The organism is Corynebacterium sp. MSK047 (assembly GCF_030232285.1).
Lineage (GTDB): Bacteria > Actinomycetota > Actinomycetes > Mycobacteriales > Mycobacteriaceae > Corynebacterium > Corynebacterium jeikeium_D.
Window position 1 is genome coordinate 1 of the sequence record NZ_JASPJI010000027.1, and the last position, 16,459, is coordinate 16,459.

Genomic DNA, 16,459 nt, shown 5'->3' on the forward strand with positions numbered 1-16,459 from the left:
CCTCGGCGGAGCAACCCCACGTGAGATACTCCAGCAAATATTCAATCGTGGCGCATTAACCGCTTGATCCCGCCCCCGCCACAGAAAACACTTTCGTGTTTCCCGCGGCGGGGTTCTCGTCGTAAAGCCCGAGCTGATTGCTCAGCTGACGGGTCTTACTTAGCCTTCTCGATGATCTCGATCAGGCGGTAGTGCTTGTCCTTGGAGAGCGGACGGCACTCTTCGATGCGGACGCGGTCGCCCACGCCAGCCTCTTCGTTCTCGTCGTGCGCCTTGACCTTAGAGTTCGTGCGCATGATCTTGCCGTACAGGGCGTGCTGCTTGCGGTCCTCGAGCTCGACGACGATGGTCTTCTGCATCTTGTCGGACACGACGTAACCGGTGCGCACCTTGCGTGCGCCAGCCTCGGTGGTGTTCATGTTTTCCTCACTCATGCTGCATCACCATCGGTTGGTGCAGCAGACAGGCCGAGCTCGCGCTCACGCATAACGGTGTAAATGCGAGCAATATCCTTGCGGACAGTGCGGAGACGGCGGTTGTTGGTCAGCTGACCGGTAGCGCTCTGGAAACGGAGGTTGAACAGCTCCTCCTTAGACTCCTTGAGCTTGGCAACCAGGTCATCGTTATCCAGCGAGCGAAGCTCGTGGGCGGGAATGCCGTTCGACATCAGTACTGATCCTCCTTCCGAACGATTCGGGTCTTAATCGGCAGCTTAGCGCCTGCGCGCTTCAGTGCCTCGACAGCAGTTGCCTCGTCCGGGTAGGACATCTCGAACATGATGCGACCCGGCTTGACGTTTGCTACCCACTTCTCGACCGGGCCCTTACCGGAACCCATACGAACACCCAGTGGCTTCTGGGTCAGCGGACGGTCCGGGAAAATCTGGATCCAGACCTTACCACCACGCTTGACGTGGCGGTTGATAGCAATACGCGCTGCCTCAATCTGACGGTTGGTGATGTAGGCCGGCTCGAGAGCCTGGAGACCGTAGTCACCGAAAGTCACCTTGTTGCCGCCCTTGGACATACCAGAACGGGTCGGGCGGTGCTGGCGACGGAACTTAACGCGCTTCGGGATGAGCATGAATTAGCCCTCCTTCTTCTCAGATGCACGCTGACGACGCTTGCCACCACGACGCGGACGGTCGTTGCCGCGACGCTGGCGGTCGTTGCCGGCGTTGATCTCGGACTCGCGACGGCCACCGATCACGTCACCCTTGTAGATCCACACCTTGACGCCAATGCGGCCGAAGGTGGTGTGAGCCTCGTGGGTGCCGTAGTCGATCTCCGCACGCAGGGTGTGCAGCGGAACGCGACCCTCGTGGTAGCGCTCGGTGCGGCCCATCTCGGCACCGCCGAGACGACCGGAGCAGACAACCTTGATGCCCTTGACGTGCGGCTGACGCATTGCAGACTGGATAGCCTTGCGCATTGCACGACGGAAAGCGACACGGTTGGCGAGCTGCTCAGCGATGGACTGAGCGACCAGCTTCGCATCCGCGTCAATGTTCTTGACCTCGAGGATGTTCAGCTGAACCTGCTTGCCGGTGAGCTTCTCGAGCTGGCCGCGGATGCGGTCAGCCTCGGAGCCACGACGACCGATAACAATGCCCGGGCGTGCGGTGTGGATGTCCACACGCACGCGGTCACGGGTGCGCTCGATAACGACATCGGAGATGCCGGCGCGCTCAAGACCGGTGGACAGCAGATCGCGGATCTTGATGTCCTCGGCCAGGTAGTCAGCGTACTGCTTGTCGGCGTACCAGCGGGACTTCCAGTCGCTGGAAATACCGAGGCGAAGACCGTGTGGATGGATCTTCTGTCCCACTATCGGTCACCTTCCTTCTGGCTCTCGACGACCACGGTGATGTGGCTGGTGCGCTTGCGGACGTGGAAAGCACGGCCCTGCGCACGCGGGCGGAAGCGCTTCATGGTCGGTCCCTCGTTGGCGTAAGCCTCGGAGATGACCAGAGTACGACGGTCCAGGCCGAAGTTGTTCTCAGCGTTTGCAGCTGCAGACGCAACAACCTTGGCGACCGGATCAGCAGCACCCTGCGGAGCGTACTCCAGGATGTTCAGTGCCTCGTCGACGGACTTACCGCGAACGGTGTCCAGGACGCGACGTGCCTTCATCGGAGTAACGCGGACGAAGCGCGCAGTTGCGCGTGCAGAAGTAATGTCGTTGCTCATGGCTTATCGACGTCCCTTCTTGTCATCCTTGACGTGACCCTTGAAGGTCTTGGTCGGGGCGAATTCGCCCAGCTTGTGGCCGACCATAGAGTCATCCACGAACACCGGCACGTGCTTGCGACCGTCGTGAACGGCGAAGGTGTGGCCGATGAAATCGGGGAGAATCGTGGAGCGGCGAGACCAGGTCTTGATGACCTGCTTGGTGCCCTTCTCGTTCTGTGCATCGACCTTCGCGAGGAGGTGCTCATCGACGAACGGGCCCTTCTTAAGGCTGCGTGGCATTCTCAGTTCCCTCCTTAGCGCTTCTTATTCTTGTTGGTACGACGGCGACGAACGATCAGCTGGTCGCTCGGACGGTTCGGCTTACGGGTGCGGCCTTCCTTCTGGCCCCACGGGGAAACCGGGTGGCGACCACCGGAGGTCTTACCCTCACCACCACCGTGCGGGTGGTCGACCGGGTTCATGACAACACCGCGGACAGTCGGGCGCCAGCCCTTCCAGCGCATACGGCCGGCCTTGCCCCAACGGATGTTGATCTGATCCTGGTTTCCGACCTCACCGACGGTTGCACGGCAACGTGCGTCGACGCGGCGGATCTCAGAGGACGGCATACGCAGAACTGCGTACTTGCCTTCCTTACCGAGAAGCTGAATAGAAGCACCAGCAGAACGTGCCAGCTGTGCACCAGCGCCCGGCTTGAGCTCCACGCAGTGAATAGTGGAACCGGTCGGGATGTTGCGCAGCGGCAGGTTGTTACCAACCTTGATGTCGGCATTAGCGCCGGACTCAACAATGGCACCCTGCTTCAGGTTCTTCGGAGCGATGATGTAGCGCTTCTCACCGTCTGCATAGTGCAGCAGTGCGATGTTGGCGGTACGGTTCGGGTCGTACTCGATGTGAGCGACCTTTGCCGGAATGCCGTCCTTGTCATTACGACGGAAGTCGATGACACGGTACTGGCGCTTGTGTCCGCCACCCTTGTGGCGAGTGGTGATGTGACCGTGAACGTTACGGCCACCAGTCTTCGACAGCGGGCGCAGCAGAGACTTCTCAGGAGTCGAGCGAGTAATCTCGCTGAACTCGGAGACGGAGCTCTGGCGGCGACCCGGCGTAGTCGGCTTGTACTTACGAATAGCCATACTTTTGCTCTTCCTTAACTTCCTCGTCGGCTAGCGGCTAGGCTGCCGAACCGCCGAAGATGTCGATGGGATCGCTGCCGGCCGCGAGAGTCACGTAGGCGCGCTTGGTGTTCTTGCGCTTGCCGTAGCCGGTGCGGGAACGCTTGCGCTTGCCCTCACGGTTGAGGGTGTTGACGGAAGCGACCTTGGCACCGAAAATCTCCTGGACCGCGATCTTGATCTGGGTCTTGTTAGCGTCGGTGTGGACCAGGAACGTGTAAACGCCCTGCTCCATGAGTCCGTAGGACTTCTCAGACACTACCGGTGCAACAATGATGTCGCGGGGATCTGCGATGGTAGCCATTACTTCTCCTCCTTACCGGCGGTGCGAGTGATGAAGTCATTGAGTGCCTGAACGGCGAAGATGACGTCATCGGCCTTCAGAACGTCGTAGGTGTTCAGCTGATCCTCAGACAGGATGTGGACACCTGGCAGGTTACGAACCGACTTCCACGAGTTGACGTCCTCGCGCGGCAGAACGACGAGCACGTTGCGGCGCTCAGTCAGACGCTCGACGAAAGTACGAGCTGCCTTGGTGGACGGGGTCTGGCCTGGGACCAGTTCCTCGACAACGTGGATGCGGTCGTGGCGAGCACGGTCAGAGAGTGCGCCGCGCAGAGCAGCTGCAATCATCTTCTTCGGGGTGCGCTGGCTGTAGTCGCGCGGCACCGGGCCGTGGACAACGCCACCGCCGGTCCAGTGCGGAGCACGGATCGAACCCTGACGAGCGCGACCGGTACCCTTCTGGCGCCACGGCTTGCGGCCACCGCCGCGAACCTCACCGCGGGTCTTGACCTTGTGGGTGCCCTGGCGAGCTGCTGCACGCTGTGCGACAACAACCTGGTGCATCAGGGCGATGGACACCTCCGCGTCGAACACGGAAGCAGGAAGCTCAACCGAACCGTTCACGCCGCCTTCAGCGGTGTGTACGTCTAGCTTGAGGTTGGTCATGCGTGAGCACCACCCTTCGTGGCAGTCTTAACAACCAGCAGGCCGCCGCGTGCACCCGGAACTGCGCCCTTGATGAGCAGCAGGTTCGCGTCAGCGTCAACCTTCTGGATCTTCAGGTTCTGGGTCGTGACCCGGTCGTTACCCATGCGGCCTGCCATGCGCTTGCCCTTGAAGACGCGTCCTGGCGTGGCGCAAGCGCCAATGCCACCAACACGACGGTGAGCAGCCTGGTTACCGTGAGCAGCACCCTGGCCAGCAAAGCCGTGGCGCTTCATACCACCGGCGAAGCCGTGGCCCTTAGAGGTACCAGTGACGTCGACGTACTCAATTTCGCCAAAGATGTCGACACCAACGGACTGGCCGACCTCGTAAGAGGAAGCGTCCGGGGTGCGAATCTCAACGCTGTGGCGACGCGGGGTCACACCGGCCTTCTTGAAGTGGCCGGCCTCCGGCTTGTTGACCTTACGCGGGTCAATTTCGCCGTATGCAATCTGGACGGCGTCGTAGCCGTCGGTTTCCTTAGTGCGCACCTGAGTCACTACGCACGGCCCAGCCTCAACGACGGTAACCGGAACAACGCGGTTCTCCTCGTCGAAGATCTGAGTCATACCGAGCTTCGTGCCCAGGATGCCCTTGATCTCGTTTTCACTCATTTATCTTGTCTCCGCTACCAAAAGTCCAGGATCACTGAATGTTCACATCGACACTTGCCGGAAGGTCAATGCGCATAAGTGCATCGACGGTCTTCGGCGTTGGATCGAGAATGTCGATCAGACGCTTGTGAGTGCGCATCTCGAAGTGCTCGCGCGAGTCCTTGTACTTGTGCGGCGAACGGATGACGCAGTAAACGTTCTTTTCGGTTGGCAACGGCACTGGGCCAACGACGCGTGCACCCGTACGGGTAACGGTCTCCACGATCTTTCGCGCAGAAGCGTCGATAGCCTCGTGGTCGTAGGCCTTGAGCCTGATGCGGATCTTCTGTCCGGCCACGCTTGTCCTCTCCTCGGTCGGCGCGCCCCAATTAAAGGGGCGTCGACCCTGTCAATGTTTCTCGACGCCGTCAGCAACTATGGCCAGCGCCAGAAATTAAAACTGGGTTGTGTATTACTTCAAAGCGATTTCGTCTTCGATCGTCATGGCAAATTAACTAATGGCCATGACCCGAGCGGACGAATAACGCCTTGCACTCAAATCCCAGTGGAAAACAAGTCCCCCTCGTGGGGCTCTTCATTTTGCCTACTGCCGCTGTTAATTTGCCATGCCACCTCCGACCCCCGCGGTCGGGCGTGTCGCCCTTTTTCTCCGTGAGGCACGATGGGAACAAAGTCCCTACGTGGTCATGCTCGCCTTACCATAGGCGCTAAGTCCAATTTCGTATTGGTTCCCCGCTGGGCCTGATACAACAATTGGCGCGAACGCCTTTGTTAAAGCAACCTCCGTATTAAAGCACGTCCGCACTACGAATGTAAAATCATGATTCCAAAGTGCAACGTACATCACACCCATTACGGCACAATCTGCTTGACGACGGCTATTGCGCCGTCCCCACCCCGTCTAGTGTCGGCTATGTACAGATACAAAAAATCCCGACTTCCGCTTACGCGGAGTCGGGATTTTTAATACCTAGTTAAGGCACTTCCCTGAGGGGAAGAACGACCTTACTTGATGATCTTGGTAACGCGGCCAGCGCCGACGGTGCGGCCACCCTCGCGGATTGCGAAGCGCAGGCCCTCGTCCATTGCGACCGGCTGAATCAGCTTGACAGCCATATCAACGTTGTCGCCCGGCATGACCATCTCGGTGCCCTCTGGCAGGGTCACAACACCGGTAACGTCGGTGGTACGGAAGTAGAACTGCGGACGGTAGTTGTTGAAGAACGGGGTGTGACGGCCGCCCTCATCCTTGGACAGGATGTAGACGGAGCCCTCGAACTCGGTGTGCGGGGTGTAAGCGCCCGGCTTAGCAACAATCTGACCGCGCTCGATGTCCTCGCGCTTGATACCGCGGAGCAGCAGACCACAGTTGTCGCCAGCCTCAGCGGAATCGAGCAGCTTGCGGAACATCTCGATACCGGTAACGGTGGTCTTCTGGGACTTCTCCTTGATGCCCAGAATCTCGACCTCGTCGTTGACGTTCAGAACACCGCGCTCAACACGACCGGTAGCAACGGTACCGCGACCGGTAATGGTGAAGATGTCCTCAATCGGCATCAGGAACGGCTTGTCGGTCTCGCGGACCGGGTCCGGGATGTTGTCGTCACAAGCCTGCATGAGCTCGACGATGGACTCTGCCCACTTCTCGTCGCCCTCAAGAGCCTTCAGAGCGGAGATGTGAACAATCGGAGCCTCTTCATCGTAGTCCTGCTCAGCAAGAAGCTCGCGAATCTCCATCTCGACGAGCTCGATGATCTCTTCATCGTCAACCATGTCGCACTTGTTCAGAGCAACGAGGATGTACGGAACGCCAACCTGACGAGCCAGGAGAACGTGCTCACGGGTCTGCGGCATCGGACCGTCGGTAGCAGCGACAACCAGAATCGCGCCGTCCATCTGAGCAGCACCGGTGATCATGTTCTTGATGTAGTCAGCGTGGCCCGGAGCGTCGACGTGAGCGTAGTGACGCTTCTCGGTCTGGTACTCAACGTGCGAGACGTTGATGGTAATACCGCGCTCCCGCTCTTCCGGCGCCTTGTCAATAGCGTCGAAAGCGAACGACTCGTTCAGGTCCGGGTACTTGTCAGCCAGAACCTTGGTGATAGCGGCGGTAGTGGTGGTCTTACCGTGGTCAACGTGACCAATGGTACCGATGTTGACGTGCGGCTTCGTACGCTCGAACTTCGCCTTTGCCACTTTTAGTCCTCCTGGAGGTCTAGGTGGCCACGACTCTCGCAGCCACAATTTTGTGGTCACTCAATCCGCCTTCACAACAACAGAAGTCTTCAAGCTGTTCGCTTACGACTTCGGCTCGTGCGCGCGCAAAAGAGCACTATTCTTTCACTGTGCCAGTTACTCGATACTAGGGCAGGATACTGGAGTTTTCCAAACCAGACCAACCCCCTAGTTAAGGGTGGGTAACGGCCAGCAACTCACATCGTCATTTACCTGCATAAATGCTGGATATTTGAACAGCAATCTAAAATCGTCCAACGATATGAATTGCGAGCAGCTACCCCCTGGAGCTTGCCTGTACTGACACACGCCAACAGTCTGACGATGTCTCAGCACAGTCAAAGCTAAAGGGAATCTATTAAAGCTGCAGACTCTCGCACTGCGCCCTCTAACGAGAGTGACAGTGCAGTGCGTGCAGGGATGGGGTCAGCTCTGATTGAGTGCCCCACCCTACCGGCGCGATTTAAGCGCCAGTACGAGCTGCAATGATCTCCTCGGCCACGGAGCTCGGAACCTCAGCGTAGGAGTCGAAGATCATGGTGTAGTTAGCGCGACCCTGGGTCTTGGAGCGCAGGTCACCAACGTAGCCGAACATCTCGGACAGCGGAACCAGAGCCTTGACAGCCTTGACGCCGGTGCGGTCTTCCATGGAGTTGACCTGGCCACGACGGGAGTTGATGTCACCGATAACTTCGCCCATGTACTCTTCCGGAGTAATGACCTCAACGGCCATCATCGGCTCGAGCAGGACCGGCTTAGCCTTCTGAACAGCTTCCTTCATAGCCTGCTGACCAGCGATCTTGAAGGCCATTTCAGAGGAGTCAACTTCGTGGTAAGCACCATCGAGCAGGGTTGCCTTGATGTTCACCAGCGGGTAGCCAGCCAGGGTACCGTACTGCATTGCGTCCTGAATACCAGCGTCGACAGACGGGATGTATTCCTTCGGAACACGACCACCAGTGACCTCGTTGACAAACTTGTAAGTGGTGGACTCGCCCTCTTCCACCTCGTCAGTAGCCGGAGCGTACGGCTCCAGAGCAATGATGACGCGGGCGAACTGACCCGAACCACCGGTCTGCTTCTTGTGGGTGTACTCGAACTTCTCGACCGGCTTGCGGATGGTCTCGCGGTAAGCAACCTGCGGGTTACCAATATTTGCTTCGACCTTGAACTCGCGCTTCATACGGTCAACCAGGACGTCGAGGTGGAGCTCGCCCATACCGCCGATAACGGTCTGGCCGGTTTCCTCATCCAGGTGAACAGTGAAGGTCGGATCCTCTTCAGCCAGACGCTGAATAGCGGTACTCAGCTTCTCCTGGTCGGCCTTGGACTTCGGCTCAATAGCAACGTCGATAACCGGATCCGGGAAGGACATGGACTCCAGAACAATCGGAGCATCCTGTGCACACAGGGTGTCACCGGTGGTGGTGTCCTTCAGACCAATGAAGGCGTAGATGTTACCTGCCACTGCCTCGTCAACAGGGTTCTCCTTGTTGGCGTGCATCTGGAACAGCTTACCGACGCGCTCCTTCTTGTCCTTCGTGGCGTTCAGGACCTGCTGGCCAGGCTCCACGCGACCGGAGTAAACGCGGACGAAGGTCAGCTTGCCGAAGAACGGGTGAGCAGCAATCTTGAATGCGAGAGCGGAGAACGGCTCATCCTTCGATGGCTTACGGACCATATCGACGTCCTCGTCGCCCATCTGGTGGCCGTGAACTTCACCGATGTCCAGCGGATTCGGCAGGAAGTCAATGACAGCGTCGAGCAGCGGCTCAACACCCTTGTTCTTGTAAGCGGTACCACAGTAGACCGGGTAAACCTCAGAGTTCAGGACCATCTTGCGGATGGCGCCCTTGATCTCGTCCATGGTCAGCTCTTCGCCACCGAAGTACTTCTCCATGAGCTCCTCGTCGGACTCAGCGACGGTCTCAATGAGCTTCTCACGGTACTCGTTAGCCTTGTCGACCATGTCCGCCGGAATCTCCTCGACCTGCGCAGGAGTGCCGATCTCAACCTTGCCCGGCCACATGAGGGCCTTCATCTCCAGCAGGTCAACAACGCCGTCGAAGTCATCCTCAGCGCCAATCGGCAGCTGCATAACCAACGGCTTAGCACCGAGGCGGTCAACGATGGTGCCAACGGTGTAGTAGAAGTCAGCGCCCAGCTTGTCCATCTTGTTGACGAAGCAAATACGCGGGACATCGTACTTCTGAGCCTGACGCCAAACCTGCTCAGACTGCGGCTCGACACCTTCCTTACCGTCGAAGACTGCGACGGCACCGTCGAGCACACGCAGGGAACGCTCAACCTCAACGGTGAAGTCGACGTGGCCCGGGGTATCGATGATGTTGATCTGGTTGTCGTTCCAGAAACAGGTCACAGCAGCGGAGGTAATGGTGATACCGCGCTCCTTCTCCTGCTCCATCCAGTCGGTTGTGGACGCACCATCGTGAGTCTCGCCGACCTTGCGGTTAATACCCGTGTAGTACAGGATGCGCTCGGTCGTAGTCGTCTTACCAGCATCGATGTGCGCCATGATGCCGATGTTGCGGACCTTGTGGAGGTCCTTCTTAACGGGAAGTGCACCTTCAGCCACTTGATTCCCCACTCGTTTCAAATCGGTTTGGCGGTGAGACTCAATCACGGGATTGCAATTGGCCGTCAAATCCGCCGTCGGTCGGGTTTGCTTTATCTATAATGCCACCGTCTTGGCGCGAAGTCGCGCCGTGACGTACACCTATTGCGTAAATTCTACGCAAGACATCGGGTGTAAGCGCCGGGCTGGCCCCTATTGAGTGACCCTTAAAGATCTGTGGACCGCGACCGACGCGCGCCGTTGACATACCGGCAGCTGCTTTACGACGGTGACCACTCGCAGCCTCCGTCGATAAGCGATTACCAGCGGTAGTGAGCGAATGCGCGGTTAGCTTCCGCCATCTTGTGAGTGTCCTCACGACGCTTGACGGATGCACCCAGGCCGTTGGATGCATCAAGGATCTCGTTAGCGAGACGCTCGGTCATGGTGTTCTCACGGCGCTGACGGGAGAACATCAGCAGCCAGCGCAGTGCCAGCGTGGTGCCGCGGCCCGGGCGAACCTCGACCGGGACCTGGTAGGTGGCGCCACCAACACGGCGGGAACGAACCTCAAGAGCCGGCTTGACGTTCTCGATTGCGCGCTTCAGAGTCAGCACCGGATCAGTACCGGTCTTCTCTTCGCACATCTCAAGTGCACCGTAGACGATGCGCTCTGCAGTCGACTTCTTACCGTCGATCAGAACCTTGTTGACCAGCTGCGACACCAGAGGGGAGCCGTAGACCGGGTCGTTGACGACAGGACGCTTCTGTACTGGGCCCTTACGTGGCATGGCTTACTTCTCCTTCTTTGCGCCGTAGCGGGAACGAGCCTGCTTGCGGTCCTTGACGCCCTGGGTGTCAAGGGAACCACGGACGATCTTGTAGCGGACACCCGGGAGGTCCTTAACACGACCACCGCGAACGAGCACCATGGAGTGCTCCTGCAGGTTGTGGCCCTCACCCGGAATGTAAGCCGAAACCTCGACACCGGAGGTCAGGCGAACACGAGCGACCTTACGAAGAGCCGAGTTCGGCTTCTTCGGGGTGGTGGTGTAAACACGGGTGCAAACGCCGCGGCGCTGAGGGGAACCCTTCAGAGCTGCGGTTGCAACCTTAGCCTTCTTGTCATGGCGGCCCTTGCGGACCAGCTGCTGAATAGTGGGCATGAAGCCTCTTTCTGTTTTCAATCCTCGCTGGACATTCTCACGACCGATGCCAACCGCAGCGGAGTAACCACCTTCCGTGTGAATGCATCACAAGAAAAGTTATTACTCATCCAGTGGTGAGCCCATCGGTTGAACGCAAGAAATGGAGGGATTTTGAACGTGCGAAACCCAGTCAGCCGCTCTCGCTGGCCTACTGGGTAATGTCTCAAGTTCCCAATTCTTTTCTGGGATCGTTGTATAACAGTACGCGAGCTGCGGGTTTAGTCCAAACACCCTGGTAATGGCCTATAAATTTCAAGCACTTTGAGCGCTTGTGGGCTTGGTGATCAAATTTTTGGGTGTTCAGCACGGCGCGCCTCGCCCCAAAAGACGCAGACGTTACTATGCCGGTTTGAATCGATAACTCGGCCGATTCTGCCGTCCGTTCGGTTTGCCCATAGTACTGTCCTGCATCAGCACTGGAGAAACTTAATCGCCATGTTCACCACAGGCGAATGCCTTCTTCATTGCCAGCAGTGTACTGGCAGCGTATAGGTGGGGACATGTCTAAGAAGGTTATTGTCATTGGCGGCCACGGCAAGGTGGCCCAAATCGCTACTCCCCTACTTATCGACGATGGCTACGAGGTCACGTCTGTTATTCGCAACCCCGACCAGGTTCCGGATATCGAGGCTCTCGGCGCCACACCAGCCGTTTACGACATCGCCAGTCTCTCGACCGAACAGTTTGCGGACCTTCTCAGCGGGCACGACGCTGTGATTTGGTCCGCCGGCGCTGGTGGAGGTTCACCAGAACGGACGTACGCGATCGACCGCGACGCAGCTATTACTTCGATTGCCGCAGCCGAGCAGGCTGGCGTTAAGCGCTACGTGATGGTCTCTTACTTTGGTGCGGGCCACGACCATGGCGTTCCAGAGGATCACAGCTTCTTTGCCTATGCCGAGTCCAAGGCTGCAGCCGACGAAGCGCTGCGCGCTTCAAACCTGGAATGGACCATTCTCGGCCCGAGTGCGCTCACGCTCAACGAGGGCCAGGATTCCATCGACACCACGGCGGACAAGGCAGGCGAGGTCGCTCGTGCGACCGTTGCCAATGTCATCGCGCAGACCGTGTTCAACGAGGCTACCGTTGGTCGCATGATTAACTTCAACGAGGGCAACACTCCGATTGCAGAGGCTCTCAAGATGTAGAGGAGGGAGGCCGGGACGGGCCCCTAGCCCTCCCTCCCCTGCCCCTGCCTCTGTTCCTATCGCCTTTCTTCAGTCTCCAGCCGAGTTTTCCAGTTGGGTTGCCTCGACAAAGAAAAATCCTCCGGCACGACCGTGACGAACTAGCAATCCGCTAGTAAGCCACAACTGTGCCGGAGGATTTTTCCGGTTGCCACCTAACAGTTAGCGCACGAAGCCCCAACTGTCAGGCGAGGTGCTTTGCCAGACAGTGACCGAGGGAATTCTCCCGCTCCCCCAGCCGCTGCCGCAAAGCTATTGATTTCTACTCGAAGGTTCCGATGTCATCCAGCGGAACTGCGGAACCGACCTGATCGATGCCGTAGGTGTCCTCGGCACCGTAGAAGCCCTCGCCGAAGGAAGCGAACGGGGCGGCTGCCTGGCGGGCAGCTTCCTCAGTCGGCTCAACCGTGATGTTGCGGTAGCGCGAGATACCCGTACCAGCCGGGATCAGCTTACCGATGATCACGTTCTCCTTCAGGCCGATGAGCTTATCCGAGCGCTTGTTGATAGCGGCGTCGGTAAGCACGCGCGTCGTCTCCTGGAAGGAGGCGGCGGACAGCCAGGACTCGGTGGCCAGCGATGCCTTGGTAATACCCATCAGCACGCGACGGCCTTCGATGACGCTGCCACCGGAGGCGACAATCTCGCGGTTCTTCGCCATGACCGTGGAGCGCTCGACCAGTGCACCTGGCAGCAGTTCGGAGTCACCTGGCTTAGACACAATCACGCGGCGCAGCATCTGGCTGACGATAACCTCGATGTGCTTGTCGTGAATGGCCACACCCTGATCACGGTAGACCGACTGGACTTCCTCGATGAGGTGGCGCTGGACGCCTCGGCGGCCCAGAACCTCGAGGACCTCGTGCGGATCGGCAGCGCCCTTGAGCAGCTGCTGACCCTTGACCACGTGGTCACCATCGCGGATGGCGCGACGACGGCCATCGACAGTGATTTCAGCCAGGCCCTGACGCTTGGACAGCTTGTCGTAAACAACCTCGTCTTCGCTGTTGGCATCCGGGATGAGGGTGAGCGTGTAGAAGTGCTCGTCCTCCTCCAGGCGCACGCGACCGTTTTCGCGGACCAGCGGAGCCTTGTTCTTCGGCACGCGGGCCTCAAACAGCTCCTGGACACGCGGCAGACCACCGGTAATGTCGCCACCGACACCACCCTGGTGGAACGTACGCATGGTCAGCTGGGTACCCGGCTCACCAATGGACTGCGCAGCAACAATACCGACAGCCTCTCCGATGTCGACCAGCTTGCCGGTTGCCATCGAGCGACCGTAGCACTTGGCACAGACACCGGTTGCGGTGGAACAGGTCAGAACCGAGCGGACCTTGACTTCCTTGACACCGTGGCTGAGAGCCAGGGTGATGTGGTCGTCGTTCAGGTCGGTGTCAGCCGCGATAAGGACATTGCCCTCAGCGTCGGTGACATCGGCTGCCAGCACACGAGCAATCGCGGCGGTCTCGACATACTTCGCACGACGGATCTCGCCGGTCGGGTTGCCGGCTGCGTCCAGAACATCCTCGCCGATCTCGACAATGACACCATCGTGGGTGCCACAGTCCTCTTCGCGAACGATGACGTCCTGCGCAACGTCGACCAGACGACGGGTCAGGTAACCCGAGTCAGCGGTACGAAGCGCGGTATCGGCCAGACCCTTACGGGAACCGTGCGAGTTGTTGAAGTACTCGAGAACCGACAGGCCTTCGCGGAAGGAGGTCTTAATCGGACGGGTGATGTATTCACCACGCGGGTTCGTAACCATGCCCTTCATGCCGGCCAGCGAGTGAATCTGGCCCATGTTACCGGCAGCACCCGACTTCACGATCATCGGAATCGGGTTGTCATCAGGGTACAGAGCCTCGACCTTTTCACCGACCTCAGCCGTCGCGGCCTTCCACAGGTTAACCAGCGACTCGTGACGCTCAGCAGCCGAGAGCTTACCGCGGCGGAACTTCTTCTCCACCGTGGCGGCCTTCTCTTCGTAGCCGTTCAGGATCTCCCGCTTGTTCGGGAGAACCAGCACGTCAGACATAGCAATGGTGACACCAGAACGGGTAGCCCAGTAGAAACCAGCATCCTTGAGCTTGTCGACGGTCTGAGCGACCGTGATCATCGGGTACTTGGCAGCCAAGTCGTTGATGATCGCAGCCTGCGGCTTCTTAGCCATAACGCCTTCGACGTATGGGTAGTTCCACGGCAGCAGGTCGTTGAACATAACGCGGCCCAGCGTGGTCGAAGCCAGCCAAGTATCGCCCTTGTTCCAACCGTCTGGGAACTGCTCGGCCTCAATCTCAGCCGGCGGACGCAGGTGGCTGATGCGAACCTTAATCGGGCTCTGCAGGCCAATTGCACCGCGGTCGTAAGCCATGATGGCCTCGGCCGGGCTGGTGTAAATACCCTGCTCCGGTGCGTCCTCGGTGGCATCCTGGTGGCCACCCGGCAGCTCCGGCTTCTCCAGCGTCAGGAAGTACAGGCCAGTGACCATATCCAGACGCGGCATAGCCAGCGGCTTACCGGAAGCCGGTGACAGAATGTTGTTCGAGGACAGCATCAGGACACGAGCCTCGGCCTGTGCTTCAGCGGACAGCGGCAGGTGGACTGCCATCTGGTCACCGTCGAAGTCAGCATTGAAAGCTTCACATGCCAGTGGGTGCAGCTGAATTGCCTTACCCTCAACCAGGACCGGCTCGAACGCCTGAATACCCAGGCGGTGCAGCGTAGGTGCACGGTTCAGCAGGACCGGGTGTCCGGTAATGACATCTTCGAGGACGTCCCAGACCTCTGGGCGCTGACGCTCAACCATGCGCTTTGCGCTCTTGATGTTCTGCGCGTAGCTCTTGGCCACGAGCTCCTTCATCACGAACGGCTTGAACAGCTCGAGAGCCATCAGCTTCGGCAGACCACACTGGTGCAGCTTCAGCTGCGGGCCGACGATAATAACCGAACGGCCGGAGTAGTCAACACGCTTACCCAGCAGGTTCTGACGGAAACGACCCTGCTTACCCTTGAGCAGGTCGCTCAGGGACTTCAGCGGGCGGTTACCCGGACCAGTGACCGGGCGGCCACGACGCCCGTTGTCGAACAGTGCGTCAACGGATTCCTGAAGCATGCGCTTCTCGTTGTTGACGATGATCTCCGGAGCGCCGAGGTCGATCATGCGCTTCAGGCGGTTGTTGCGGTTGATGACACGACGGTAGAGGTCGTTCAAGTCCGAGGTCGCAAAGCGGCCACCGTCGAGCTGCACCATCGGGCGCAGCTCCGGCGGAATCACCGGGATGCAGTCAAGCACCATAGCGGCCGGGTCGTTGCCGGACTGCAGGAATGCAGTGACAACCTTCAGGCGCTTGAGGGCGCGCATCTTCTTCTGTCCCTTGCCGTCGCGAATAATCTCGCGCAGCTCCTCGGCCTCCTTGGCCAGGTCGAAGTTGCGGATCAGGGTCTGAATAGCCTCAGCACCCATACCACCGGTGAAGTAGTCCTCGTAGCGGTCGACGAGCTCGGTGTAAATACCCTCGTCGATAATCATCTGCTTCGGCTCGAGCTTGATGAAGGTGTTCCAAATCTCATCGAGACGATCCAGCTCGCGCTGGGCGCGCTCACGGATGTGGCGCATCTCGCGCTCGGCTGCAGACTGAACCTTCTTGCGGGCGTCAGCCTTGGCACCGGCTGCCTCGAGCTCAGCCAGATCCTCTTCCAGGGTCTGGGCGCGCTCGGCCAGCTCCTGGTCGCGGTCGTCCTCAACCAGCTTCTTGTCCACGAGCATGTCTGCTTCGAGGGTTTCCTGGTCGTTGTGGCGAGCCTCTTCATCCACAGAAGTGATGATGTTGGCAGCGAAGTAGATGATCTTTTCCAGATCCTTCGGAGCCAAGTCGAGCAGGTAGCCGAGGCGGGACGGCACACCCTTGAAGTACCAGATGTGAGTGACCGGAGCGGCCAGCTCAATGTGGCCCATGCGCTCACGGCGAACCTTCGACTTGGTCACCTCAACGCCACAGCGTTCACAGATGATGCCCTTGAAGCGAACGCGCTTGTACTTACCACAAGCACACTCCCAGTCACGGGTCGGGCCGAAGATACGCTCACAGAAAAGGCCATCCTTTTCCGGCTTCAGCGTACGGTAGTTAATCGTCTCGGGCTTCTTGACCTCACCGCGAGACCAGCGGCGGATGTCGTCGGCGGTAGCGAGCCCAATCCGGAGCTCGTCAAAGTTGTTGACGTCGAGCACCTGTTTTCCCTTTCCCTCCGCATCGAAGTAATGCGGAAACCAAATTCTC

17 protein-coding genes are annotated in these 16,459 nt (G+C 58.9%); 1 reads left to right on the forward strand and 16 read right to left on the reverse strand.

All coding sequences use genetic code 11. From position 1 onward, the window contains the following. Positions 1 to 155: 155 nt before the first annotated feature. From rpsQ to rpsL, 15 genes are all read right to left on the reverse strand, one after another. A complete protein-coding gene (rpsQ, locus tag QP981_RS09965) occupies positions 156 to 434 on the reverse strand; it encodes a 30S ribosomal protein S17 (RefSeq protein ID WP_042388398.1) in 279 nt (92 codons plus the stop codon). Continuing rightward, positions 431 to 667: a 50S ribosomal protein L29 gene (gene rpmC, locus QP981_RS09970; RefSeq protein WP_005509851.1), complete on the reverse strand. Its 237-nt coding sequence runs from the start codon at positions 665 to 667 to the stop codon at positions 431 to 433. Before rpmC ends, rpsQ begins: the two co-directional genes overlap by 4 nt. Further along, the gene (rplP, locus tag QP981_RS09975; RefSeq protein WP_016422059.1) at positions 667 to 1,083 is read right to left on the reverse strand and encodes a 50S ribosomal protein L16; all 417 of its coding nucleotides are present in this window, start codon (positions 1,081 to 1,083) and stop codon (positions 667 to 669) included. Before rplP ends, rpmC begins: the two co-directional genes overlap by 1 nt. 3 nt (positions 1,084 to 1,086) lie before the next feature. Then, a complete protein-coding gene (gene rpsC / locus QP981_RS09980) occupies positions 1,087 to 1,827 on the reverse strand; it encodes a 30S ribosomal protein S3 (RefSeq protein ID WP_016422058.1) in 741 nt (246 codons plus the stop codon). After that, positions 1,827 to 2,189 carry a 50S ribosomal protein L22 gene (gene rplV / locus QP981_RS09985; RefSeq protein ID WP_005509775.1) on the reverse strand — a complete coding sequence of 121 codons (363 nt, stop codon included), beginning with the start codon at positions 2,187 to 2,189 and terminating at the stop codon, positions 1,827 to 1,829. Before rplV ends, rpsC begins: the two co-directional genes overlap by 1 nt. Positions 2,190 to 2,192: 3 nt before the next feature. Continuing rightward, on the reverse strand, positions 2,193 to 2,471 hold the full coding sequence (rpsS, locus tag QP981_RS09990; RefSeq protein WP_005509882.1) for a 30S ribosomal protein S19: 279 nt from the start codon (positions 2,469 to 2,471) through the stop codon (positions 2,193 to 2,195). 14 nt (positions 2,472 to 2,485) lie between these two features. Beyond that, positions 2,486 to 3,328 carry a 50S ribosomal protein L2 gene (gene rplB, locus QP981_RS09995; protein WP_016422056.1) on the reverse strand — a complete coding sequence of 281 codons (843 nt, stop codon included), beginning with the start codon at positions 3,326 to 3,328 and terminating at the stop codon, positions 2,486 to 2,488. A 37-nt stretch (positions 3,329 to 3,365) separates the two neighbouring features. Next, entirely contained in the window at positions 3,366 to 3,671 is a 306-nt protein-coding gene (gene rplW / locus QP981_RS10000; RefSeq protein WP_005509869.1) for a 50S ribosomal protein L23, read from the reverse strand. Beyond that, positions 3,671 to 4,318: a 50S ribosomal protein L4 gene (rplD, locus tag QP981_RS10005; RefSeq protein ID WP_016422055.1), complete on the reverse strand. Its 648-nt coding sequence runs from the start codon at positions 4,316 to 4,318 to the stop codon at positions 3,671 to 3,673. Before rplD ends, rplW begins: the two co-directional genes overlap by 1 nt. Continuing rightward, positions 4,315 to 4,971, reverse strand: coding sequence for a 50S ribosomal protein L3 (gene rplC / locus QP981_RS10010; RefSeq protein ID WP_005509762.1), 657 nt, complete (start codon positions 4,969 to 4,971; stop codon positions 4,315 to 4,317). Before rplC ends, rplD begins: the two co-directional genes overlap by 4 nt. Positions 4,972 to 5,002: 31 nt before the next feature. Next, complete coding sequence (gene rpsJ, locus QP981_RS10015) at positions 5,003 to 5,308, reverse strand: 30S ribosomal protein S10 (RefSeq protein ID WP_003938093.1); 306 nt, start codon at positions 5,306 to 5,308, stop codon at positions 5,003 to 5,005. A 668-nt stretch (positions 5,309 to 5,976) separates the two neighbouring features. Then, positions 5,977 to 7,167 (reverse strand): elongation factor Tu, encoded by a 1,191-nt coding sequence (tuf, locus tag QP981_RS10020; protein ID WP_284857918.1) that lies wholly within the window; start codon positions 7,165 to 7,167, stop codon positions 5,977 to 5,979. Between the two features lie 502 nt (positions 7,168 to 7,669). Further along, positions 7,670 to 9,802, reverse strand: a complete 2,133-nt coding sequence (fusA, locus tag QP981_RS10025) for an elongation factor G (RefSeq protein ID WP_076773083.1) — start codon at positions 9,800 to 9,802, stop codon at positions 7,670 to 7,672. Positions 9,803 to 10,101: 299 nt separating this feature from the next. After that, positions 10,102 to 10,572 carry a 30S ribosomal protein S7 gene (gene rpsG, locus QP981_RS10030; RefSeq protein WP_049193220.1) on the reverse strand — a complete coding sequence of 157 codons (471 nt, stop codon included), beginning with the start codon at positions 10,570 to 10,572 and terminating at the stop codon, positions 10,102 to 10,104. A 3-nt stretch (positions 10,573 to 10,575) separates the two neighbouring features. Then, complete coding sequence (rpsL, locus tag QP981_RS10035) at positions 10,576 to 10,947, reverse strand: 30S ribosomal protein S12 (RefSeq protein WP_038627636.1); 372 nt, start codon at positions 10,945 to 10,947, stop codon at positions 10,576 to 10,578. 542 nt (positions 10,948 to 11,489) lie between these two features. Here rpsL and QP981_RS10040 point away from each other — a divergent pair. Beyond that, positions 11,490 to 12,137, forward strand: coding sequence for an SDR family oxidoreductase (locus tag QP981_RS10040; RefSeq protein ID WP_049193219.1), 648 nt, complete (start codon positions 11,490 to 11,492; stop codon positions 12,135 to 12,137). A 301-nt stretch (positions 12,138 to 12,438) separates the two neighbouring features. On the opposite strand, the gene QP981_RS10045 is transcribed toward QP981_RS10040, so the two are convergent. Then, positions 12,439 to 16,410: a DNA-directed RNA polymerase subunit beta' gene (locus QP981_RS10045; RefSeq protein ID WP_016422050.1), complete on the reverse strand. Its 3,972-nt coding sequence runs from the start codon at positions 16,408 to 16,410 to the stop codon at positions 12,439 to 12,441. Positions 16,411 to 16,459: the final 49 nt, after the last annotated feature.